Here is a 21,336-nt window from a genome sequence, read left to right on the forward strand (position 1 = left end):
TTGCGGTAATTGACCGATTGGTCAGATGCAATCCTGTACCATCTCGGTGCGTTCCTTCGCGGGCCTGTTCCACAAGGGGGCGTCACTTGCCTGAAGTGGGTCTCTGGCCTTACAAAGGCGGCTCCACTGGACTGACCGGCCCGAACAGCCATGAATGCTTCTGCTCCTCGCGCGGTACCCGAGTACGCTCTGCAGGCGATTCGTCGCCTGATCGAGGAGGAGGGCTATCGCCCTGGCGATGCGTTGCCGTCGCAGCGCGACCTGGCCGAGCGCCTCGGCGTCAGCCGCGCCTCGTTGCGCGAGGCCCTGTCGTCGCTCAGCGCCCTGGGGCTGGTCAGCGTGCAGGCCGGCAAGGGCGTGTTCGTCCAGGAGGCGCCGAAGGTCGAGGCTACGGGTGGTTTCGTCTGGCCCTTTGCCGCTCAGGTGTCGGCGGCCGACACCTTCCAGCTGCGCTTCGCCCTGGAGGGTTTCGCCTGCGGGCTGGCGGCCGGCGTGATGACCGCCGAGGAATTGGACGTCCTCGAAGACAACGTCGAGCAGATGCGCCAGGCGTTGCGCGCTGGGGACTTCGAGCAGGCGACGCGGCTGGATTTCGAGTTCCACCGACGCATTCTCGCCGCCAGTGGCAACCAGGCGATGTTCGCCCTGGTGACCTCCAGCGCGGACATCTTCCTGGAAAGCCAGAAACTGCCGTTCATCCGTCCCGAGCGGGCCATGGAAACCTGGCAGGAACACCGCAAGATCCTCAAGGCCCTGGCCCGGCATGCTGCGGGGCCGGCGCAGAAGGCCATGCAGCAGCACATTCGCGCCGCAGCGCTGCGCACCGGCATCGCCTTCACCGCCCTGGGGGATTGAGGCTTACCCCACGGGGGTATTGAAAGGCTCAATCGCCAGCGCCTTTCGGTGACACTCAAGCCGGGCTATGATGTCGCCACTTTTTGCTTCCGAATATACGGAGACTCTCATGAGCGAATTCATCACCAACGTCAGCGACTCCAGCTTCGACCAGGACGTCATCCAGGCTGAAGGTCCGGTTCTGGTCGACTACTGGGCTGAGTGGTGCGGCCCGTGCAAGATGATTGCACCGGTGCTGGACGAGATCGCCAAGGAATACCAGGGCAAACTCAAGGTGTGCAAACTCAACATCGACGAGAACCAGGAAACCCCGCCGAAGTACGGCGTACGCGGTATCCCGACCCTGATGCTGTTCAAGAACGGCAACGTCGAGGCGACCAAGGTCGGCGCCCTGTCCAAGTCGCAACTGGCTGCGTTCCTCGACAGCAACATCTGAGTCGCAGGGTGGTGGATGAGATCAGCGTCATCCACCCCGCGCTGCCTGATGAAGACCCCGCTTTTTGCGGGGTTTTTCATTTTTTGGGGTAGACGCTGTATTTTCGTGGTGTTAAATTCGGCCTCGCTGCATTCTCTATGCAGCCCTCTGCACGCCGTCGCCGATTCATTCCTATACGAACTCGTTCGCGATCCTGTCGCCTTCTCTGCGGCGCGGCCTCTCAAGCTAACAGCTTTCTTCCCCTCTCGATGATCACGTCATTCCTATGAATCTGACCGAACTCAAGCAAAAGCCGATTGCCGAACTCCTGGACATGGCCGAACAGATGGGCCTGGAAAACATGGCCCGTTCGCGCAAACAGGACATCATCTTCGCCCTGCTGAAGAAGCATGCCAAAAGCGGCGAGGAAATTTCCGGTGACGGCGTGCTGGAGATCCTCCAGGACGGTTTCGGCTTCCTGCGCAGCGCGGACTCCTCCTACCTGGCCGGCCCGGACGACATCTATGTCTCGCCCAGCCAGATCCGCCGCTTCAACCTGCGTACCGGTGACACCATCGTCGGCAAGATCCGCCCGCCGAAAGAAGGCGAGCGTTACTTCGCCCTGCTCAAGGTCGACAGCATCAACTTCGACCGCCCGGAGAACGCCAAGAGCAAGATTCTCTTCGAGAACCTGACGCCGCTGTTCCCCAACAAGCGCCTGACCATGGAGGCCGGCAACGGCTCCACCGAGGACATCACCGGCCGTGTGATCGACCTCTGCGCGCCGATCGGCAAGGGCCAGCGTGGCCTGATCGTCGCCCCGCCGAAGGCGGGCAAGACCATCATGCTGCAGAACATCGCGTCGAACATCACGCGCAACAACCCGGAAGTGCACCTGATCGTCCTGCTGATCGACGAGCGTCCGGAAGAAGTGACCGAGATGCAGCGCACCGTGCGCGGCGAAGTGGTCGCCTCCACCTTCGACGAGCCGCCGACCCGTCACGTGCAGGTGGCCGAGATGGTCATCGAGAAGGCCAAGCGCCTGGTCGAGCACAAGAAGGATGTGGTCATCCTGCTCGACTCCATCACCCGTCTGGCACGTGCCTACAACACCGTGATCCCGAGCTCCGGCAAGGTGCTGACCGGTGGTGTCGACGCCCATGCCCTGGAGAAGCCGAAGCGCTTCTTCGGTGCCGCGCGCAACATCGAGGAAGGCGGCTCGCTGACCATCCTCGCCACCGCGCTGATCGAGACCGGCTCGAAGATGGACGAAGTGATCTACGAGGAATTCAAGGGCACCGGCAACATGGAGCTGATCCTCGACCGTCGCGTGGCCGAGAAGCGCACCTTCCCGGCGATCAACATCAACAAGTCGGGCACCCGTCGTGAAGAGTTGCTGACCGGCGAGGAAGAGCTGTCGCGCATGTGGATTCTGCGCAAGCTGCTGCACCCGATGGACGAGATCGCCGCCATCGAGTTCCTCATCGACAAGCTGAAAGCGACGAAGACCAACGACGAGTTCTTCCTGTCGATGAAGCGCAAGTAAGACCTTGCGCTGTGCCACGAGGCCGGGGAAACCCGGCCTTGTCGTATCTGGAGGCTTTCAAGCCTTCTGAAAGCCCGACTTCGGCGCTAAACTTTACGGCTGACCCAAGCCAGCCCGACACGAGGCTCCTGCATGCAGTATCGCGACCTACGCGACTTCATCCGTGAACTGGAAAAGCGCGGCGAACTCAAGCGCATCCAGACCCCGGTATCCCCCGTTCTGGAAATGACCGAAATCTGCGACCGCACCCTGCGCAAGGGTGGTCCGGCGCTGCTGTTCGAAAAGCCCACGGGCTTCGACGTGCCGGTGCTCGGCAACCTGTTCGGCACGCCCGAGCGCGTGGCGCTGGGCATGGGCGCCGAGGATGTGTCCGAGCTGCGCGAGATCGGCAAGCTGCTGGCCTTCCTCAAGGAACCCGAGCCGCCGAAAGGCCTCAAGGATGCCTGGAGCAAGCTGCCGATCTTCAAGAAGGTCATCTCCATGGCGCCCAAGGTTGTCAAGGACGCACCCTGCCATGAGGTGATCGAGGAGGGTGACGACGTCGACCTGGGCAAGCTGCCGATCCAGCACTGCTGGCCAGGCGACGTGGCGCCGCTGATCACCTGGGGCCTGACCATCACCAAGGGCCCGAACAAGGAGCGGCAGAACCTCGGCATCTACCGCCAGCAGGTGATCGGCCGCAACAAGGTGATCATGCGCTGGCTCAGCCACCGTGGCGGTGCGCTGGACTACCGCGAATGGTGCCAGAAGCATCCGGACAAACCGTACCCGGTCTGCGTGGCGCTGGGTGCTGACCCGGCGACCATCCTCGGCGCGGTCACCCCGGTGCCCGATACCCTTTCCGAGTACGCCTTCGCCGGGCTGCTGCGTGGTCATCGCACCGAGCTGATCAAGGCCGTCGGCAGCGAGCTGCAGGTGCCGGCCAGTGCCGAGATCGTGCTGGAGGGCGTGATCCATCCGGGCGAAACCGCACCAGAGGGGCCCTACGGCGATCACACCGGCTACTACAACGAGGTGGACACCTTCCCGGTGTTCACCGTCGAGCGCATCACCCGTCGCCGCGAGCCGATCTACCACAGCACCTACACCGGCCGCCCGCCCGATGAGCCGGCGATTCTCGGCGTGGCGCTGAACGAGGTGTTCGTACCGATCCTGCAGAAGCAGTTCCCGGAGATCACCGACTTCTACCTGCCGCCCGAGGGCTGTTCCTACCGCATGGCGGTGGTGACCATGAAGAAGCAGTACCCCGGCCACGCCAAGCGCGTAATGCTTGGTGTGTGGTCGTTCCTGCGACAGTTCATGTACACCAAGTTCGTTATCGTCACCGACGACGACATCAACGCACGGGACTGGAACGACGTGATCTGGGCGATTACCACGCGCATGGACCCCAAGCGCGACACGGTGATGATCGACAACACGCCGATCGACTACCTCGACTTCGCCTCGCCGATCTCCGGCCTGGGCTCGAAGATGGGCCTGGACGCCACCCACAAGTGGCCGGGCGAGACCACGCGCGAATGGGGTCGTGCCATCGAGAAGGACCCTGCGGTAGTGGCGCGGGTCGATGCGTTGTGGAGCGAGCTGGGAATCGATTGATGAATGTCACCCTGCAACCTTCCGGCGTCACCCTGGCCCTGCAGCCGGGCGAGCGCATCCTCGACGGCGCCCGACGCCTGGGCTACGAGTGCCCGCAAAGCTGCCGCAACGGCAACTGCCATATCTGTGCGGCGCTGCTGGTCGAGGGGCGGGTGCTGCAGTCCGGTGTCGAGCTGGACCATGGCGAGCTGTTCACCTGCCTGGCCGAGCCGCTGGAAGATTGCGTGCTGCACTGGGATGGCGTGCTGGCGCCGGGCGAGCTGCCGGTGCGTGAGCTGAATTGCCAGATGATCGAGTGCCTCGACGTGGGCGGCGACGTCTATCGCGTGCGCCTGCGCACCCCCGCCGGCAAGGTGCCGCGCTATCACGCCGGGCAATACCTGCTGCTGCAGCGCCCGGACGGCGAGATGGCCGCTTTCTCCCTGGCGTCGGCACCGCATTCCGGTCGCGAACTGGAACTGCACATCCTGGCGCGTGAAGACAGCACCCGCCTGCTGCTCGAGCACCTGCGCGAACACGGCTTTGCCCGCGTGCAGATGCCCTATGGAGATACCCACCTGGCCGAACTGCCGGCAGGACCGCTGGTGCTGATCGCCGCCGGCACCGGCATGGGCCAGATGCATAGCCTGATCGAACACTGCCGCGCCAGCGGCTTCGCCCACCCGGTGCACCTGTACTGGGGCGCACGTCGTCCCGAGGACTTCTATCAGCTGCCGCATTGGGCCGAGTGGCAGCAACTGGCCAATCTGCACCTGCATCAGGTGGTCAGCGACCAATGTGGCTGGCAGGGTCGTTGTGGTCTGTTGCACGAAGCGGTGCGCGAAGACTTTCCCGACCTCAAGGCGCTGCACGTCTACGCCAGCGGTTCCCCGGCCATGGTCTACGCCACGCTCGATGCGCTGGTCGACGCCGGGATGGACGCGCACCAGATGCGCGCCGATGTGTTCGCCTACGCACCGCGTGGCTGAGTTTTAAATGCCAGGGCGTAATGCTGTCCACGTAAGAAGTGGTGGGACGCGATTAGTCCCCTCGCCCCTTCGGAGAGAGGGTTAGGGAGAGGGGCGGCTGGTAGTTCTGCGGCATTTTCAGCCCTCTCCCATAAATGGGAGAGGGGAGCCAAACCTGTGCACCCTTAAATGAACAGCACTGCGCTGGGGCCGGCTTTTTCAGGGGGCATAGTTCGCCCTTAGCGCACTTCGACCACCAGCTTGCCCACTGCCTTACGCTGGCCGAGTGCATCGATCGCTTCGCCGCCGCGCGCCAGCGGGAAGGTCTGCGATACCAGTGGTTTGAGTTTGCCCTCGGCGTGCCAGGCGAACAGTTGCTGGAAGTTGTCGGCGTTGTCCTGCGGTTGGCGCTGGGCGAATGAGCCCCAGAACACGCCGACCAGGGCGGCACCCTTGAGCAGCGGCAGGTTGGCCGGCAGGGCCGGGATGCCGCCGCCAGCGGCGAAGCCCACCACCAGGAAGCGGCCGTTCCAGGCGATGCTGCGGAAGGCTTCCTCGAACAGCGTGCCGCCCACCGGGTCGTAGATCACATCCACGCCCTGGCCGCCGGTGAGTTTCTTCACCTCGTCCTTCAGGCTCTGCTCGCTGTAGTTGATCAGTTCGTGGGCGCCGGCCTTGCGCGCCACTTCCAGTTTTTCAGCACTGCTCGCAGCGGCAATCACTTTCGCACCCATGGCCTTGCCGATTTCCACTGCTGCCAGGCCGACGCCGCCGGAGGCGCCAAGCACCAGCAGGGTTTCCCCGGCTTGCAGGTTGGCGCGCTGCTTGAGGGCGTGCATCGAGGTGCCGTAGGTCATGCCGAAGGCCGCTGCGGTGGTCAGGTCCATGCTCTTCGGCACCGGCAGCACATTGTAGGCCGGCACGGCGACCTCTTCGGCGAAGCCGCCCCAGCCGGTCAGGGCCATTACCCGGTCACCGCTGCGCAGGTGGCTGACCTTCTCGCCTACTGCCTTGACCACACCGGCCACTTCGCCGCCTGGCGCGAAGGGGAAGGGCGGCTTGAACTGGTACTTGCCTTCGATGATCAGCGTGTCGGGGAAGTTGACCCCGGCGGCCTGGACCTCGATCAGCACCTCGTTCTTTTTCGGTTCGGGGCTTGGCAGGTCTTCCAGTACCAGGGTGTCGGCAGGGCCGAAGGCTTTGCACAGCAGGGCTTTCATCAGATGCGTTCCTCTTGCAGGGTGCCATGCAGTGTAGGAAGCGCCTGCCATGGGTCAACGAGCATGCCCGCGCCTGATAGCCCGGCATAAGCGTCGGGCTTGGGTGCTGGCGTGTGGATGGCTATGCTAGGCACATCCCCGATGGAGTGCCGAACGTGAAACTGTTGACCGCCCTGTTGCTGAGCCTGTCGATCTGCCTGCCTGCCCTGGCGTCTTCGGAGAAGAAGGAAGAGGTGCCGACGACGATCTACCACAGCCTGACGCCTGCCCTGATCGGCAACCTGGCCGACCAGGGCAACCGCCTGAAGTTCTTCAAGGCGGACGTCGCCTTGCGCGTGACCGGCACCGAGGCCGAGGAGCAGGTCAAGCACCACGAGCCGCTGATCCGTCATCAGCTGGTACTGCTGTTCTCGGCTCAGACCAGCGAGACCATCAATGCTCCCGATGGCCGCGAGAACCTGCGCCAGCAGGCGCTCAAGCAGGTGCAGGACGCGATCAACGCGGAAGAAGGCAAGCCCGTGGTCGAGGACCTGCTGTTCAACAATCTGATCATTCAGTAGCGACGAATCCCTGGCGCGTTTGGTTTCAGCGGCCTAGCCCGGATGCAATCCGGCGGCCCCTCATGCGACATCCCCGGATTGCATCCGGGCTACGCCATCTGCGCCAGGGTCTTGCGAAAGCGGCTCAGCGCGGCGAGGAAGAACAGCGTGCCGATGCCGACGATGGCCAGCAGGTTCGGCCAGACGATGGCCAGCCCCGCGCCGCGATAGAGAATGGCCTGGGCCAGGGCGACGAAGTGGGTGGTCGGTGCCGCCAGCATGATCTGCTGTACCAGCTCGGGCATGCTCTCGCGCGGTGTGGTGCCGCCGGAGAGAATCTGCAGCGGCAGCAGCACCAGGATGATCAGCAGGCCCAGCTGTGGCATCGAGCGTGCCACGGTGCCGAAGAAGATGCCCATCGAGGTGGTGGCGAACAGGTGCAGGGCCGCGCCCAGCAGGAACAACGCGATGGAGCCTTCGATCGGCACCTGCAACCAGCCCTGTACCACCAGCAGCAGCGACAGCGCCGCTGCCGTCAGCACCACCAGGCCCATCGACCAGACCTTGGCCAGCATGATTTCCAGCGGCGTCACCGGCATCACCAGCAGGTGTTCGACGGTGCCGTGCTCGCGTTCGCGGATCAGGGCGGCGCCGGTGAGAATGATCGAGAGCATGGTGATCTGGTTGATCACCTCCATCACCGAGCCGAACCAGGCGCGGGTCAGGTTCGGGTTGAACTGCACGCGCAATACCAGATCGGCGGGCTGCTGCAGGTCGCCGCGGTAGCGGCGGACGAACTCGGCGACTTCGCTGGTGCCGATGTTCTGGATGTAGCCAGCGCCGGTGAAGGCCATGCTCACCTGGGTGGCATCGACGTTGAGCTGGATCGCCGGGCTGCGGCCGGCCAGTACGTCACGCTGGAAGTTCGGCGGAATGTTCAGGGTGAAGGTGTAGCGGCCGGAGTCCATGCCGCGATCCATCTGGCTCAGGTCGATGCGCTCCGGCGTGCGGAAGTAGGGCTGCTGGAAGGCCTGGATCAGCCTTTCGGAGAGCTGCGACTGGTCCTCGTCGACCACGGCGATGGCGGCGTTGTGCAGGCTTTCCGGCAGGCTGGTGGCGGCCGAATAGACGCCCATGCTGAAGGCCCAGAGGATCAGGATCACCAGCGCCAGGTCGTGCTGCAGGCTGCGCAGTTCCTTGATGCCGAGGTGCAGGATATTGGCCAGGCGTTCCATCAGACCTCCTGTTTGCGCAGCAGGCTGGCGCTGAGCAGGGTCAACAGCGGCACGGTCAGTGCCAGGGCGAGGAAATAGCCGGCCAGGTCGCGCAGCTCCAGCGCCTTGGAGAACAGGCCACGGCTGATCACCAGGAACTGCGATGTCGGGTAGAGCTGGCCGACCAGCGCGCCGAAGCCTTCCAGCGAAGCCACCGGGTAGATCAGCCCGGAGAACTGGATGGCGGGCAGCAGGGTGGCGATGGCGGTGCCGAATACGGCGGCGATCTGGCTCTTGGTGAAGGTCGACATGAGCAGGCCGAGGCCGGTGGCGCAGGCCAGGTAGAGCAGGGCGCCGGCCAGCAGGGTCAGCGGGTTGCCCTTGAGCGGCACGTCGAACACGGTGATCGCCAGCAGCACCAGCAGGATGAAGTTGAACAGCCCCAGGGCGATGTAAGGCAACTGCTTGCCGAGCAGGAATTCCAGGCGCGTGACCGGGGTGACGTAGAGGTTGATGATCGAGCCCAGTTCCTTCTCGCGCACCACGCCGAGTGCCGTGAGCATCGCCGGGATCAGCATCAGCAGCAGCGGGATCACCGCCGGCACCATGGCCTTGAGGCTTTCCACGTCCGGGTTGTAGCGGTAGCGCACTTCCAGTTCGGCTGCGCTGCTGGCTTGTGGCTGAGGTGAGCGCCGGGCCAGCTCGGCCAGGTAGTGCTGGTGCAGGCCGGTGACGTAGCCCTTGATGGTTTCGGCGCGGGTCGGCATGGCGCCGTCGATCCACATGCCGATCTGTGGGCTGGCGCCGCGCTTGAGGTCGCGGCCGAAGTTCTGCGGTATCTCCACCGCCAGGCTGATGTCGCCGTCGCGTAGGCGTCGCTCCAGTTCGTCGTAGTCGCGCAGGGGCGCCTTCTCCAGGAAGTAGCGCGAGCCGGAGAGGTTGAGGTGATACTCCTGGCTGGTGGTGGTCTGGTCGCGGTCGAGCACGGCGAAGGACAGGTCTTCCACGTCGAGGCTGATGCCGTAGCCGATGATGAACAGCAGTAGCACGGTGCCCAGCAGCGCCATGCCGCCCCGGATCGGGTCGCGACGCAGCTCCAGCGCCTCGCGCCGGGCATAGCTGAACAGGCGGCGCAGGCTGAAGCGCTGGCGCTGCGGTTCGGGTTTCTGTTGCAACGGTGGTGCCTCGCTGAGCGGCTGCTCGCCGACGGCTTCCTGCAGGTAGGCGATGAAGGTGGCTTCGAGGCTGTCCAGCCCGCGCTTGTCCATCAGCCCCTGCGGCGTGTCGCTGTCGAGCACCTTGCCGGCGTGCATCAGCGAGATGCGGTCGCAGCGCTGCGCCTCGTTCATGAAGTGGGTGGAGATGAAGATGGTCACGCCGTCCTGGCGCGACAGGTCGAGCATCAGTTGCCAGAAGCCGTCGCGGGCGACCGGGTCGACGCCCGAGGTCGGTTCGTCGAGGATCAGGATCTCCGGCTTGTGGATCACCGCGACGGCCAGCGAGAGGCGCTGGCGGATGCCCAGCGGCAGACGCTCGGGGAGCATGTCCATGACCTCGCCGAGGTCGAAGCGCTCGGCCATCTGCGCCACCCGTGGGCCGATCTCGGCGCTGGGTACGTGGAACAGCTGGGCGTGCAGCACCAGGTTCTGCCGCACTGTCAGCTCGCCATACAGGGAGAACGCCTGGGACATGTAGCCGACCCGCTTGCGCGTGGCCATGTCACGCGGGTCGACCGCCTGGCCGAACAGCAGCGCCTCGCCCTCGCTGGCCGGCAGCAGGCCGGTGAGCATCTTCATGGTGGTGCTCTTGCCGCAGCCGTTGGAGCCGAGGAAGCCGAAGATCTCGCCACGGCGAATGCGGAACGACACCTGGTCGACGGCAACGAAGTCGCCGAAGCGCATGGTCAGGCCCTTGGCCTCGATGGCGACTTCGCTGCTGCCCTGCAGCGGGGGGATAAGTACCTGCTGGTGGCCGCGCCGCCGCTCTTCCGGGAGCAGGGCGATGAAGGCCTGCTCCAGGCTGGCGCAAGCGGTGCGTTCGCGCAGTTCGGCGGGGCTGCCTTCGGCCAGCACGCGGCCGTCGTCCATCGCCACCAGGTGGTCGAAGCGCTCGGCTTCTTCCATGTAGGCGGTGGCCACCAGCACGCTCATCTGCGGGCGCTGTGTGCGGATGCGCTCGATCAGCTCCCAGAACTGGTTGCGTGACAGGGGATCGACGCCGGTGGTCGGCTCGTCGAGGATCAGCAGGTCGGGATCATGGATCAGCGCGCAGCACAGCCCGAGCTTCTGCTTCATGCCGCCGGACAGCTTGCCGGCCGGGCGCTCGCGGAATGCGGCCATGCCGGTGCTGCGCAGCAGGTCGTCGATGCGCTGTTCGCGTTCGGTGGCGTCCTGGCCGAACAGGCGGCCGAAGAAATCGAGGTTCTCGAACACCGACAGGGTGGGATAGAGGTTCTTGCCCAGGCCCTGCGGCATGTAGGCGATGTGCGGGCAGACGTTGCGCCGATGCCGAGCCTCGGCCATGTCGCCGCCGAGGACCTCGACCTGGCCGTCCTGGAGCTTGCGGGCACCGGCGATCAGCGCCAGCAGGCTGGACTTGCCGACGCCGTCCGGGCCGATCAGGCCGACCATGCGCTGTGCCGGCAGGCTCAGGTCGATCTGCTGCAGGGCGTGGGTTTCGCCGTAGCGCAGGCCGACGCCAGCCAGGCGCGCGACCGGCGCGTTCATTGCGGAACCTTGATCGCCAGGTGCTCAGGCCATTCGGCCTCGGGGTCGAGGCGCAGGTAGGCCATGCCGGGGACGCCGGTCTTCACCTGCTGCAGGTGCTTGCTCAGCAGCTCGGGGTCGATACGGGCCTTGACCCGGAACATCAGCTTCTCGCGTTCGCTGGCGGTTTCCACGGTCTTCGGCGTGAACTGGGCGACGCTGGCGACATAGCTGACCTTGGCCGGGATCACGTACTGCGGTGCGGCATCGATCACCAGGCGCACCTCACTGCCGAGGGCGACGCGGCCGGCCTGGCGTTCGGGCAGGAAGAAGGTCATGTAGACGTCGGTGAGGTCCACCAGGTTGAGCAGCTTGCCGCCCGCGCCGAGCACTTCTCCCGGCTGGGTCACACGGTACTGGACGCGGCCGGCGCGCGGCGCCTTGAGCTGGCTGTCGTCGATGTCCACCTGCAGGCGTTCGACGCTGGCCTGGGCGGCTTCGGTGGCCGATTGCGCCTCGATGGCCTGCGACTGGGCGGCGGCGATGCCGGCCTCGGCCGAGCTGACCTGGGCACGGGCGGCGGCCAGGGCGGCTTCGGCGCTCTGCAGGCGCGCCAGGTCATCGTCCAGCTGTTGCTGGGCCAGGGCATTGCGCTTGACCAGCGTGGCGCTGCGCGCGTGACGCTTGCGTGCGGCATCCAGCTCGGCCTGGCGCTGGCGCACCACCGCCTCGGCGGTGCGCTTCTCGCTTTCCCGCAGGCTGATCTGGCTGGCAGCCGTCACCTGGCCATTCTCCGCCTGGCGCAACTGCGCACGGGCCTGGGCCAGCTGGGCCTCGAGGACCTGGGTGTCCATGCGCGCCAGGACCTGCCCGGGCTCAACGAAGTCGCCTTCGTCGACATCGATACTGGCGATGCGTCCGGCCAGTTTGGTCGCCACGTCCACCTCGGTGGCCTCGATGCGCCCGTTGCCGCTGGCGAAGCCCTCCGGCAGGCCGCTCGGGCGCAGTTGCCACCAGGCGATGGCGGCCACTGCGGCCAGGCCGAAAACGATCAGATAGGGGAGGCGACGTCGCGCGTTGTTCATCTCAGCGTCCTTTCTGCGGGCCCTTGCTCGGGACCATGATTAGCAGACTTTCATTGTCTGCGCTCAGCCTGTTGCGTGGTTTGATGCAGGTCAAGCGAGGGCGGCGCCCCACAGGCAGGTGCGATTGCGGCCCTCGTGCTTGGCACTGTACAGCGCCTGGTCGCAGCGGGCGATCAGCTCGCCGGGCTGTTCGTCACGAACCGGATCGAGCACGGCGAGGCCGATGCTCAGGCTCAGGCGTTCCAGCGGGCTGGCGGGGTGAGGAAGCTCCAGCGCGGCGATGCCGGCGTGAATGCGTGCGGCAACGTGCTCGCCGCCTTCGAGCCCGGTGCCGGCCAGGATGATGGCGAACTCCTCGCCGCCATAGCGGCAGGCCGCGTCGCCCTCGCGCTGCAGGCTGTCCTGCAGCACGGCGCTGACCTTGCGCAGCGCATCGTCGCCGGCCAGGTGGCCGAGGGCGTCGTTGTAGGCCTTGAAGTGGTCGATATCCAGCAGCAGCAGGGTCAGCGGCGCACCGGCCCGTCGTAGCCGGCGCAGCTCGGCCTGCAGGCGCTGGTCGAAGTGGCGCCGGTTGTAGAGGCCGGTCAGGCCGTCCTGTTGCGACAGGCGTTGCAGGCGGTCCTCCAGTTGCAGGCGCTCGCTGTTGTCGCGGGACACCGCAATCAGGTACTCGCGCCCATGCAGCTCCACCAGCTGCGTGTTGATCTCGGCGGGCTGGCGGCTGCCGTCGCGACGGATCAGCTCGCGCTGGAAGATCCGCGAGAGGTTGTCGCGTTGTGCCTCGCGCACCTGCTGCAGCCAGCGGTGGAAGCCCGGCAGGAGCTTTTCCGGGTCCTCGCGCAGCAGTTCGGCGAACTGTTCGGGGCGATAGCCCAGCGTGGCGTAGGTCGCCTGATTCATGTGCAGCAACTCGCGGCTGCCGCTGTCGAAGATGAACAGGCCGTCATGGCTGGAGTCGGTCAGGTCGAGCACCAGTTGCAGGCGCTCGCGGTTTTCGCGCAGGCGTTGCTCGGTCTCCTCGCGGCGCTCGGCTTCCACCTTGTAGCGTCGGTTGGCGAGTTGCAGGGCATGGGCGCGGCGGCTGTTCTCCAGGGCCAGGGCCAGCGCGGCGACCAGCAGCAGGCTGATCGCCAGGCTGGCGCCGAGCACCACGCCGGGCAGCGGCGACTCGAGCTGTTCGAGCAGGCGCGCCGTGGGGCTCAGGCGCAGGCTGAAAGCCTGGTTGTTGAGCAGGCTGAGGCCCAGTTGCAGGCTGTGTGGGTCGTCGCCCGCCGTGTCGCCGTGACGGAACAGGACCTGGCCGTTCTCCAGCAGTTCGAGGTTGAAGGCATCGCGATCGATCTGCGTCAGCAGCTGCACCATCAGCGGTTCGACGCGAAATACGCCCTGGAGGAAGCCGTCGAAGACGCGCTGACCATCCTGTTGCCGATAGAGCGGTGTGTAGAGCACGAAGCCGCGCCCGCCCTGAACCAGGTCGAAGCTGTTGGAGAAGCGCTGCTCGCCGGTGTCGCGTGCCTCCATGGCCAGCGGGTAGTTGGGGTGCTCGGGATACAGGCGAAAGTTCAGCGCGGCCTCGTTGCCGGCCACCGGGAACAGCCAGCGCATGCGCAGGTCGTCGCCCACCCACTGGATCGACTGGTAGGCGGGAAAACCGCGCAGTGCCCGCTCGACTTCATCGTCCCAGCTGGCGCGGGGCAGGCGCCCCAGGCTGTTCCACAAGCGGGCGATGCGCTCGAGGCTGGCCACTTCCAGGTGCAGGGTACCTTCCAGCTGACGCACGAGGCTGCGCGCCTGGTAGCCGACGCGTTCGTCCAGGCGTTGCTGCTGGACGCCTTCGATCTGCCGCCACAGCAGCACGCTGGCGCCGCTCAGCACCAGTAACAGGAAGGCCAGCGCGAGTCGCGCTGGCCAGGCGGAGGATGCCGGCATGGATAACTCCCAAAGCTCTCACTGGGTGATAGCACAGTGCCGGTTCTGGCTCAACGCATGGCCAGGATCGCCGTCCATTCTTTTTCGCCGACGGGCATCACCGAGAGCCGGCTGGCGCGCTGCACCAGGGCCAGTTCGGCCAGCAGCGGGTTGTTCTTCAGGTGCTGCAGTGGCAGCACCTCGGTGAAGGCTTCGACGAACGTCACATCCAGCGCGCTCCAGGGGTTCTTCTCCGGGCTGGCCTTGGGGGCGTGGTAGTGGCTCTGCGGGTCCAGCGCGGTCGGGTCCGGGTAGACCTCACCGTCGATGCGGCCAATGCCGGCGATGCCCGGCTGCGGGCAACTGGAGTGATAGAAGAAGAACTGATCGCCCGGACGCATCGCGCGCAGGAAGTTGCGCGCCTGATAATTGCGCACGCCATCCCAGCGCGTCTTGCCCAGGTGTTGCAGGTCGTGGATCGACAATTCGTCGGGTTCGGACTTCATCAACCAGTAAGGCATGAACTTTGCTCCTGCAAGTTTTCGGTTAGCGGACGCTCGTTTGAGTGAAACTCTCCGACAGCCGGTTGGCGTCATAAATTGCACCACACTCGACCCTGGCGGAAAATGTCCGGTCTAAACGCTTGGCGACGTCGTATTGCGAACTACAATGATGCGCGACCAACGCGCGCAGTTGCCTTGAAGGGGGAGGCAATAGATGAAACGCAAGCCAGATCTTTTGTGGATTCTCGTAGTGCTTTTCAGTCTGGGCGTGGTTACCACGGGTTACACCCAGAGCCTTTGGGAGCGCCAGAGCGACGTTTCCATCAAGGTCACGCAGCAGCCCTGATTCGCGGGCTCGCAGCGTCAGCGCCGCAAGGATCGCGGTGCCACCCGCTCGTCAGTACCAGCGCCTGTCCGTCACCGTCGCCTGCAAGGGCACATCCCAGCTGGCCATCGCCAGTTCGTCCACCCGCTGACATTCATGCGCCAGTCCCAATAGCGTCGGCTTGTGCCAATTTTTGCGCATGCGCAGGTAGGCCAGGCTGCGGTCATAGAAACCACCGCCCATGCCCAGGCGACCGCCGCGGTCGTCGAATCCCACCAGCGGCAGCAGCACCAGGTCCAGTGCCCAGAGCTTGCGCTGACGTTTGCGGTGCGGGCTGGGTTCGAGGATGCGGAAGCGATTGCCCGCCAGTTTCTCGTGCCGGGTGACGCGCTGGAACACCATCTTGGTGCGCGGCCAGGCGCTGAGCACCGGCAGGTAGGTGCGCTTGCCGCGTTTCTGCGCGGCTGCCAGCAGCGGACGAGGGTCGATCTCGCCGTCGTTGGGCAGGTACAGGGCGATGTGCCGGGCGCGGCGAAACTGCGGGCTCTGCGCCAGTTGGCGGTACAGGTTGCGCGCGGCGCTGCGTTGCTGGCTGCGGCTGAGCGCACGACGACGCTGGCGCAGCACACGGCGCAGTTGCGGGCGGCTGAGTGGGGCGGTAGGAGTCATGGGCAGAGGATGAAGCGGGGTGGGTAGCGGCGGCTACCGGAGGGGGAGGTGACTTCCCAGCGTGCCGCTGTCGGTTTAGCCCTTGAACCCGAAAGTTCAAGGTGGAGGTTGCAGGAGGCGTTAAGGCTTTCCGTCAGGCGGACATGCACACCTGCCCCAACATGCAACCCCCGTGGTTGTGCGTATCGGCTCAGGGACATCCCCGACTGGCGCACACCCCAGGAAGTGGCGGCCAGTATACCCGAATAGACGGGTGGAGGGGCGGCCTGCGACGAACTGGCAGGCATGTTCGGCTCAGGAAGCCGAGTCGTCGGTCAGGGCGCGGTCGACGCGATCGAGCAGGTCGCGCACCTGCTGGCGCGTGGAGCTGGCGTCCTGATCCAGGCGCTGCTGCTTGTGCAGCAGGTCATGGGTGATGTTCAGGGCCGCCATCACTGCCACGCGGTCGGCGCCGATCACCTTGCCGCTGGTGCGGATCTCGCGCATCTTGCCATCCAGGTAGCGCGCGGCGCTTTCCAGGTTGGCGCGTTCGTCCTGGGGGCAGGCGATGCAATATTCTTTGTCCAGAATGTGGACGGTCACGGTGTTCGACTGGGTCATGAGTCCTGCTCCAGGGCTTTGAGGCGCGAAATCATCGATTCGACCTTGTGCCGGGCCATTTCGTTCTTTTCGATCAGATGGGCGCGTTCCTCGCGCCAGGCCTGTTCATTCGCCAGCAGGAGTCGGTTGTGAGCCTTGAGCTGCTCGACACGCTGGATCAGCAGCTCCAGCTTGGCGGTCAATGCGTGCAGATCGGCGTCTTCCATGGGCTCTCGCTATGGGAGGGAATGGCTGGACTATATAGGCTGGACCCGGGTAGGGGTCAAACCCAGATGGCAGTGGCGTGATGCGTACGACGTCATCGACACCCCGGCGGACTTCGATGGTCTTGCCGCGTCTGCCGGTGCTAGGATACGAGGCCTCCATTCTAGAGATTGCGCCGTCTGGCGCCTAGCTATCTATGTCGATTCCAAGTTCTCCCTACGCCGCCTTCGCCGCTCTGCTGAGCAGCGTAGGGCACACCGTCTCGCCCGCTGAACTGCATGGCCTGCTGCTCGGCCGCAGTTGCGCCGGTGCCGGCTTCGAGCCGGATGCCTGGCTGCTCGACGCCACCGACCTGCTCGGCGGTGAGCCGCAGGACAACGTGCGCCAGGCGCTGATCGGTCTGCAGGAGATGGTCAAGGGCGAGCTGTGCAGCGAGGACATCAGCCTGGTGCTGCTGCTGCCGGATGACGAAACACCCCTGGCGCAACGTGCGGTTGCGCTGGGCCAGTGGTGCCAGGGCTTCCTCGGTGGCTTCGGCCTGACCGCCCGCGACGGCGCGCTGAGCGCCGAGGCCATGGAAGTGCTGCAGGATCTGTCCGCCATCGCCCAGGTCCAGGGTGGCCTGGAGGAATCCGAGGATGGCGAGAGCGATTACATGGAAGTGATGGAATACCTGCGCGTCGCGCCCCTGCTGTTGTTCACCGAGTGCGTGAAGCCCGCGGCGCCTGCCGCCAAACCCTCCCTGCACTGATCTTTCCCGGAGCCCGTCTTGACCAGCATCCCCAAGTCCGAATACGCCCGTCGGCGCAAGGCGCTGATGGCGCAGATGGAACCCAACAGCATCGCCATCCTGCCGGCTGCGCCGGTGTATATCCGCAACCGCGATGTCGAGCACACCTACCGCCAGGACAGCGACTTCCAGTACCTCACCGGTTTCCCCGAGCCGGAAGCGGTGATGGCGCTGATTCCCGGTCGCGAGCACGGCGAGTACGTGCTGTTCTGCCGTGAGCGCGATCCCGAGCGCGAGCTGTGGGACGGCCTGCGTGCTGGCCAGGATGGCGCCATCGCCAGCTATGGGGCCGACGATGCGTTTCCCATCGGCGATATCGACGACATTCTTCCGGGGCTGATCGAGGGGCGCGAGCGCGTCTACTACGCCATCGGCTGCAATCAGGAGTTCGACCAGCGCCTGATGGAGTGGATCAACCACATCCGCGCCAAGGCCCGTCAGGGGGCTACGCCGCCGAACGAGTTCGTCGCCCTCGACCACCTGCTGCACGACATGCGCCTGTACAAGTCGGCTGCCGAGGTGAAGGTGATGAAAGAGGCTGCCGAGATCAGTGCGCGTGCGCACATCCGCGCGATGCAGGCCAGCCGCGCCGGCCTCCACGAGTACCATCTGGAAGCCGAGCTGGATTACGAGTTCCGCAAGGGCGGGGCGAAGATGCCGGCCTATGGCAGCATCGTCGCGGCGGGCAAGAATGCCTGCATCCTGCACTACCGCGAAAACGACGCGGCGCTCAGGGATGGCGACCTGGTGCTGATCGACGCCGGCTGCGAGATCGACTGCTACGCCAGCGACATCACCCGCACCTTCCCGGTCAGCGGCACCTTCTCGCCTGAGCAGAAGGCCATCTACGAGCTGGTGCTGGCGGCCAACGAGGAAGCCTTCAAGCACATCGCTCCGGGCAAGCACTGGAACGAGGCGCACGAAGCCACCGTTCGCGTGATCACTGCCGGCCTGGTCGAGCTGGGCCTGCTCAGCGGCGATGTCGACGAGCTGATCGCCAGCGAAGCCTACAAACCCTTCTACATGCACCGGGCCGGCCACTGGCTGGGCATGGACGTGCATGATGTCGGCGACTACAAGGTCGGCGGGGAATGGCGCGTGCTCGAACCGGGCATGGCGATGACCGTCGAGCCGGGCATCTACATCGCCACCGACAACGAGGCGGTCGCCAGGAAATGGCGCGGCATCGGCGTGCGTATCGAGGACGACGTGGTGGTGACCCGCAAGGGCTGCGAGATTCTCACCGGCGGGGTGCCCAAGAGCGTCGCCGAGATCGAGGCACTGATGGCGGCCGCGCGCAGCGAGGCGGCCTGAGCCCATGTCACGTGTGCATGTGGCGATCATCGGCGGTGGCCTGGTCGGTGCCAGCCTGGCGCTGGCCCTGCAGGACAGTGCGCGGCAGCGGGGCTGGCGCATTGCGCTGATCGAACCCTTCGCTCCGGGCAGCGGCTACCAGCCCAGCTATGACGCACGCTCCACCGCGCTGTCCTACGGCAGTCGGCTGATCTACGAGCGCCTCGGTCTGTGGCAGGGCATCGCCCAGCGGGCCGAGCCGATTCAGCGGATCCACGTTTCCGACCGTGGCCGTTTCGGCGCCACGCGCCTGCAGGCGATCGAAGAGGGCGTGCCGGCGTTGGGCTATGTGGTGGAAAACGCCTGGATCGGCCATTGCCTGTGGCAGGCGCTGGATGCCGATGTCGTCGAATGGCGCTGCCCGGCGGAGGTCAGCGCGATGCAGCGCCTGGACGATGGCTATCGTCTGACGCTGAGTGACGGCGCCAGCCTCGAGTGCGACCTGGCCATTCTCGCCGATGGCGGCCGCTCTGCCCTGCGTGAGCAGCTCGGCATCGGCGTCAACGTCAAACCCTATGGGCAGAGTGCGCTGATCGCCAATGTCAGCCCGCTGGAGGCGCATCGCGGGCAGGCCTTCGAACGCTTCACCGATGACGGCCCGATGGCCCTGCTGCCGCTGAGCGACAACCGCTGCGCGCTGGTCTGGACGCGTGCGAGCGCCGATGCCGAACGCCTGCTGGCGATCAGCGCGGCGAGCTTCCTCGGCGAGTTGCAGCAGGCCTTCGGCTATCGCCTGGGCGCCCTGCAACAGGTCGGCGCCCGGCATCTCTATCCATTGAGCCTGGTCGAGGCGCAGGAGCAGGTGCGGCCGCACCTGGTGGTGCTCGGCAATGCGGCGCACAGCCTGCACCCCATCGCGGGCCAGGGCTACAACCTGTCGCTGCGCGATACCCTGGCACTGGCCGAGGTGCTGATCGGCAGCGAGGGGCCGCTGGGCGACTTCGCCACGCTGCAGCGCTACCAGCAACGGCAGCAGCTCGACCAGCAACTGACCGTCGGTTTCTCCGACCAGGTGACGCGCCTGTTCAGCAATGCCCAGCCGCTGCTCAGCGCCGGGCGCAACCTGGGGCTGCTCGGCCTCGACCTGCTGCCGCCGGCCAAGCGCTGGTTCGCGCGGCAGGCCATGGGTCTGGGAACCCGCAGTCTGTGAGTCGATTCGTAGGGTGTCGCGGGGCCGCCCAGGCCGTGCGCACCATGGATTCCGAGTGGTGCGCAGCACGCACCCCTGGGTTTAAGGAATGATATGCGCGCGGATTTGATCATCGTCGGCGCCGGCATGGTGGGCAGTACGCTGGCCCTGGCGCTGGAGCACAGTGGGCTGGACATCCTGATCGTCGATGGCAGCCCGCTCAGCGTGCCGCCCTTCGTCGCACAGGCGCCGTTCGAGCCACGGGTCAGTGCCCTGTCCATGGCCAGCCAACGCATCCTGCAGCGCCTGGGCGCCTGGGACGGCATCGCCGCCCGACGGGCCTGCCCCTACGGCGAGATGCGCGTGTGGGATGGCTCCGGCACCGGCAGCATCCATTTCGCCGCGGCCAGCGTGCATGCCGAGACGCTGGGGCATATCGTCGAGAACCGTGTGGTGCAGGACGCTCTGCTCGAGCGCCTGCACGACAGCCAGATCGGCCTGTTGCCCGGCGCGCGCCTGGAACAGCTGCGTCGCAGTGGTGACGACTGGCTGCTGACCCTCACCGATGGCCGCCAGCTGCGTGCGCCGTTGCTCGTCGCGGCCGATGGCGCCAATTCCGCCGTGCGCCGCCTGGCCGGCTGTGCCACGCGCGAATGGGATTACCTGCACCACGCCATCGTCACCAGCGTGCGTTGCGAGCGCCCGCACCAGGCCACGGCCTGGCAGCGTTTCACCGACGATGGTCCGCTGGCCTTCCTGCCGTTGGCCGGGCCGGCTGGCGAGCACTGGTGCTCGATCGTCTGGTCCACCGTGCCGGCCGAGGCCGAGCGCCTGATGGCGCTGGACGACGAGGCTTTCTGCCGTGAGCTGGGCAAGGCGTTCGAGTCGCGTCTCGGCACGCTGCTGCATGCCGACCGCCGTCTGTGCATCCCGCTGCGTCAGCGTCATGCCAAGCGCTACGTGGAACCGGGGCTGGCGCTGATCGGCGACGCCGCGCACACCATCCATCCGCTGGCGGGGCAGGGCGTCAACCTGGGCTTTCTCGATGCCGCCGTGCTCGCCGAGGTGCTGCAGCATGCCGCCGCACGTGGCGAGAACCTGAGCGAGGAGCGCGTGCTGAGCCGTTTCGAACGCCGCCGCATGCCGCACAACCTGGCGATGATGGCCGCGATGGAAGGTTTCCAGCGCCTGTTCCAGGCCGACCCCCTGCCGCTGCGTCTGCTGCGCAACATGGGCCTCGACCTGGTCGACGGCCAGGCCGAGGCCAAGGCGCTGTTCGTGCGCCAGGCGCTGGGGCTTTCCGGTGACCTGCCGGAGCTGGCCAGAGCCTGAGCCCGCCCCTTTCATGGATGAACGAGGAGCGTGCATGAAGCACCTGCTGCGTTGTGTGTGGATAGCGTTGCTCGCTGTCGCAGGCGGCTGCGGCACCCTGACGGGCCGCGAGGGCGAAAACGGTGCCCTGCCGGTGGAGACCTACAAGAGCGTCAACGGCGATCTCTACCTGCTGGGGATGCGCCCTGGCCCCAGCGGCAGCGGCAATCCCGGGACAGTGGTTTGCTGGTTCAGCGTCGTCTGTCCCGTGCTGGCGGTCGTCTCGCTGCCGCTCGATGCGCTGATCGATACCTTGCTCCTGCCTGCCGATCTGCGGGCCGCCCGCGAGCCTGAAAATGCTTTGTAACAACTGACCCTTGTGCAAGGGAAGGTTTCGTTGAGAAGGCAAATAACATTCA

Annotated in this window: 21 protein-coding genes and 1 other RNA gene; 12 read left to right on the forward strand and 10 right to left on the reverse strand. The window is 65.8% G+C overall.

From position 1 onward, the window contains the following. Positions 1–150 precede the first annotated feature (150 nt). From JLK41_RS01490 to JLK41_RS01510, 5 genes are all read left to right on the forward strand, one after another. Positions 151–855 carry a FadR/GntR family transcriptional regulator gene (locus tag JLK41_RS01490; protein ID WP_210390197.1) on the forward strand — a complete coding sequence of 235 codons (705 nt, stop codon included), beginning with the start codon at positions 151–153 and terminating at the stop codon, positions 853–855. A 109-nt stretch (positions 856–964) separates the two neighbouring features. Next, a complete protein-coding gene (gene trxA, locus JLK41_RS01495; protein ID WP_047588854.1) occupies positions 965–1,291 on the forward strand; it encodes a thioredoxin TrxA in 327 nt (108 codons plus the stop codon). A 265-nt stretch (positions 1,292–1,556) separates the two neighbouring features. After that, positions 1,557–2,816, forward strand: a complete 1,260-nt coding sequence (rho, locus tag JLK41_RS01500) for a transcription termination factor Rho (protein WP_037052884.1) — start codon at positions 1,557–1,559, stop codon at positions 2,814–2,816. A 132-nt stretch (positions 2,817–2,948) separates the two neighbouring features. Next, complete coding sequence (gene ubiD / locus JLK41_RS01505; RefSeq protein ID WP_175254495.1) at positions 2,949–4,415, forward strand: 4-hydroxy-3-polyprenylbenzoate decarboxylase; 1,467 nt, start codon at positions 2,949–2,951, stop codon at positions 4,413–4,415. Further along, positions 4,415–5,383: a CDP-6-deoxy-delta-3,4-glucoseen reductase gene (locus tag JLK41_RS01510; RefSeq protein ID WP_210390198.1), complete on the forward strand. Its 969-nt coding sequence runs from the start codon at positions 4,415–4,417 to the stop codon at positions 5,381–5,383. The genes ubiD and JLK41_RS01510 overlap by 1 nt, the downstream gene beginning before the upstream one ends. 218 nt (positions 5,384–5,601) lie before the next feature. Here JLK41_RS01510 and JLK41_RS01515 read toward each other — a convergent pair whose 3' ends face one another. After that, complete coding sequence (locus tag JLK41_RS01515; RefSeq protein ID WP_210390199.1) at positions 5,602–6,582, reverse strand: NADPH:quinone oxidoreductase family protein; 981 nt, start codon at positions 6,580–6,582, stop codon at positions 5,602–5,604. A gap of 155 nt (positions 6,583–6,737) precedes the next feature. Between JLK41_RS01515 and JLK41_RS01520 the strand changes: the two genes are divergently transcribed. Further along, the gene (locus tag JLK41_RS01520; protein WP_047588861.1) at positions 6,738–7,142 is read left to right on the forward strand and encodes a flagellar basal body-associated protein FliL; all 405 of its coding nucleotides are present in this window, start codon (positions 6,738–6,740) and stop codon (positions 7,140–7,142) included. 89 nt (positions 7,143–7,231) lie between these two features. Here the strand turns inward: JLK41_RS01520 and JLK41_RS01525 are convergent, their stop codons facing one another. From JLK41_RS01525 to JLK41_RS01545, 5 genes are all read right to left on the reverse strand, one after another. Further along, entirely contained in the window at positions 7,232–8,356 is a 1,125-nt protein-coding gene (locus JLK41_RS01525) for an ABC transporter permease (protein ID WP_037056708.1), read from the reverse strand. Beyond that, positions 8,356–11,061, reverse strand: a complete 2,706-nt coding sequence (rbbA, locus tag JLK41_RS01530; protein ID WP_210390200.1) for a ribosome-associated ATPase/putative transporter RbbA — start codon at positions 11,059–11,061, stop codon at positions 8,356–8,358. Before rbbA ends, JLK41_RS01525 begins: the two co-directional genes overlap by 1 nt. Continuing rightward, complete coding sequence (locus JLK41_RS01535) at positions 11,058–12,125, reverse strand: HlyD family secretion protein (protein WP_134677844.1); 1,068 nt, start codon at positions 12,123–12,125, stop codon at positions 11,058–11,060. The genes rbbA and JLK41_RS01535 overlap by 4 nt, the downstream gene beginning before the upstream one ends. 90 nt (positions 12,126–12,215) lie before the next feature. Next, complete coding sequence (locus JLK41_RS01540; protein ID WP_210390201.1) at positions 12,216–14,054, reverse strand: sensor domain-containing diguanylate cyclase; 1,839 nt, start codon at positions 14,052–14,054, stop codon at positions 12,216–12,218. Positions 14,055–14,104: 50 nt separating this feature from the next. Then, positions 14,105–14,554, reverse strand: a complete 450-nt coding sequence (locus JLK41_RS01545) for an EVE domain-containing protein (RefSeq protein WP_210390202.1) — start codon at positions 14,552–14,554, stop codon at positions 14,105–14,107. Between the two features lie 196 nt (positions 14,555–14,750). Here JLK41_RS01545 and JLK41_RS25430 point away from each other — a divergent pair, with 196 nt between their 5' ends. Next, the gene (locus JLK41_RS25430) at positions 14,751–14,882 is read left to right on the forward strand and encodes a hypothetical protein (protein WP_268988782.1); all 132 of its coding nucleotides are present in this window, start codon (positions 14,751–14,753) and stop codon (positions 14,880–14,882) included. Positions 14,883–14,933: 51 nt separating this feature from the next. Here JLK41_RS25430 and JLK41_RS01550 read toward each other — a convergent pair whose 3' ends face one another. From JLK41_RS01550 to JLK41_RS01565, 4 genes are all read right to left on the reverse strand, one after another. After that, positions 14,934–15,530 (reverse strand): 5-formyltetrahydrofolate cyclo-ligase, encoded by a 597-nt coding sequence (locus JLK41_RS01550; protein WP_175254486.1) that lies wholly within the window; start codon positions 15,528–15,530, stop codon positions 14,934–14,936. Between the two features lie 49 nt (positions 15,531–15,579). Further along, positions 15,580–15,758: non-coding RNA, 6S RNA (gene ssrS, locus JLK41_RS01555), on the reverse strand. Positions 15,759–15,824: 66 nt separating this feature from the next. After that, positions 15,825–16,130, reverse strand: a complete 306-nt coding sequence (locus tag JLK41_RS01560; protein WP_037056715.1) for a cell division protein ZapA — start codon at positions 16,128–16,130, stop codon at positions 15,825–15,827. Then, positions 16,127–16,336, reverse strand: a complete 210-nt coding sequence (locus tag JLK41_RS01565) for a TIGR02449 family protein (protein ID WP_003458652.1) — start codon at positions 16,334–16,336, stop codon at positions 16,127–16,129. The genes JLK41_RS01560 and JLK41_RS01565 overlap by 4 nt, the downstream gene beginning before the upstream one ends. Before the next feature lie 194 nt (positions 16,337–16,530). Here JLK41_RS01565 and JLK41_RS01570 point away from each other — a divergent pair, with 194 nt between their 5' ends. The 5 genes from JLK41_RS01570 to JLK41_RS01590 all read left to right on the forward strand — a co-directional run bounded on the left by JLK41_RS01570 (position 16,531) and on the right by JLK41_RS01590 (position 21,284). After that, positions 16,531–17,085, forward strand: coding sequence for a YecA/YgfB family protein (locus JLK41_RS01570; RefSeq protein WP_210390203.1), 555 nt, complete (start codon positions 16,531–16,533; stop codon positions 17,083–17,085). Between the two features lie 18 nt (positions 17,086–17,103). Then, positions 17,104–18,438, forward strand: coding sequence for a Xaa-Pro aminopeptidase (gene pepP, locus JLK41_RS01575; protein ID WP_037056719.1), 1,335 nt, complete (start codon positions 17,104–17,106; stop codon positions 18,436–18,438). 4 nt (positions 18,439–18,442) lie between these two features. Continuing rightward, entirely contained in the window at positions 18,443–19,627 is a 1,185-nt protein-coding gene (ubiH, locus tag JLK41_RS01580) for a 2-octaprenyl-6-methoxyphenyl hydroxylase (RefSeq protein WP_210390204.1), read from the forward strand. A 93-nt stretch (positions 19,628–19,720) separates the two neighbouring features. Beyond that, positions 19,721–20,938: a 2-octaprenyl-3-methyl-6-methoxy-1,4-benzoquinol hydroxylase gene (locus tag JLK41_RS01585; RefSeq protein ID WP_037056723.1), complete on the forward strand. Its 1,218-nt coding sequence runs from the start codon at positions 19,721–19,723 to the stop codon at positions 20,936–20,938. 34 nt (positions 20,939–20,972) lie between these two features. Beyond that, on the forward strand, positions 20,973–21,284 hold the full coding sequence (locus JLK41_RS01590; protein ID WP_037056725.1) for a YceK/YidQ family lipoprotein: 312 nt from the start codon (positions 20,973–20,975) through the stop codon (positions 21,282–21,284). The last annotated feature ends 52 nt before the right edge of the window (positions 21,285–21,336 follow it).

The organism is Ectopseudomonas khazarica, assembly GCF_017915135.1.
Lineage (GTDB): Bacteria > Pseudomonadota > Gammaproteobacteria > Pseudomonadales > Pseudomonadaceae > Aquipseudomonas > Aquipseudomonas khazarica.

Bases quoted from the DNA above. Each gene is read 5' to 3' on its own strand.
- JLK41_RS01490 (WP_210390197.1), top strand. From the start codon at position 151: ATGAATGCTTCTGCTCCTCGCGCGGTACCCGAGTACGCTCTGCAGGCG.
- trxA (WP_047588854.1), top strand. From the start codon at position 965: ATGAGCGAATTCATCACCAACGTCAGCGACTCCAGCTTCGACCAGGAC.
- rho (WP_037052884.1), top strand. From the start codon at position 1,557: ATGAATCTGACCGAACTCAAGCAAAAGCCGATTGCCGAACTCCTGGAC.
- ubiD (WP_175254495.1), top strand. From the start codon at position 2,949: ATGCAGTATCGCGACCTACGCGACTTCATCCGTGAACTGGAAAAGCGC.
- JLK41_RS01510 (WP_210390198.1), top strand. From the start codon at position 4,415: ATGAATGTCACCCTGCAACCTTCCGGCGTCACCCTGGCCCTGCAGCCG.
- JLK41_RS01515 (WP_210390199.1), bottom strand. From the start codon at position 6,582: ATGAAAGCCCTGCTGTGCAAAGCCTTCGGCCCTGCCGACACCCTGGTA.
- JLK41_RS01525 (WP_037056708.1), bottom strand. From the start codon at position 8,356: ATGGAACGCCTGGCCAATATCCTGCACCTCGGCATCAAGGAACTGCGC.
- rbbA (WP_210390200.1), bottom strand. From the start codon at position 11,061: ATGAACGCGCCGGTCGCGCGCCTGGCTGGCGTCGGCCTGCGCTACGGC.
- JLK41_RS01535 (WP_134677844.1), bottom strand. From the start codon at position 12,125: ATGAACAACGCGCGACGTCGCCTCCCCTATCTGATCGTTTTCGGCCTG.
- JLK41_RS01540 (WP_210390201.1), bottom strand. From the start codon at position 14,054: ATGCCGGCATCCTCCGCCTGGCCAGCGCGACTCGCGCTGGCCTTCCTG.
- JLK41_RS01545 (WP_210390202.1), bottom strand. From the start codon at position 14,554: ATGCCTTACTGGTTGATGAAGTCCGAACCCGACGAATTGTCGATCCAC.
- JLK41_RS25430 (WP_268988782.1), top strand. From the start codon at position 14,751: ATGAAACGCAAGCCAGATCTTTTGTGGATTCTCGTAGTGCTTTTCAGT.
- JLK41_RS01550 (WP_175254486.1), bottom strand. From the start codon at position 15,530: ATGACTCCTACCGCCCCACTCAGCCGCCCGCAACTGCGCCGTGTGCTG.
- JLK41_RS01560 (WP_037056715.1), bottom strand. From the start codon at position 16,130: ATGACCCAGTCGAACACCGTGACCGTCCACATTCTGGACAAAGAATAT.
- JLK41_RS01565 (WP_003458652.1), bottom strand. From the start codon at position 16,336: ATGGAAGACGCCGATCTGCACGCATTGACCGCCAAGCTGGAGCTGCTG.
- JLK41_RS01570 (WP_210390203.1), top strand. From the start codon at position 16,531: ATGTCGATTCCAAGTTCTCCCTACGCCGCCTTCGCCGCTCTGCTGAGC.
- ubiH (WP_210390204.1), top strand. From the start codon at position 18,443: ATGTCACGTGTGCATGTGGCGATCATCGGCGGTGGCCTGGTCGGTGCC.
- JLK41_RS01585 (WP_037056723.1), top strand. From the start codon at position 19,721: ATGCGCGCGGATTTGATCATCGTCGGCGCCGGCATGGTGGGCAGTACG.
- JLK41_RS01590 (WP_037056725.1), top strand. From the start codon at position 20,973: ATGAAGCACCTGCTGCGTTGTGTGTGGATAGCGTTGCTCGCTGTCGCA.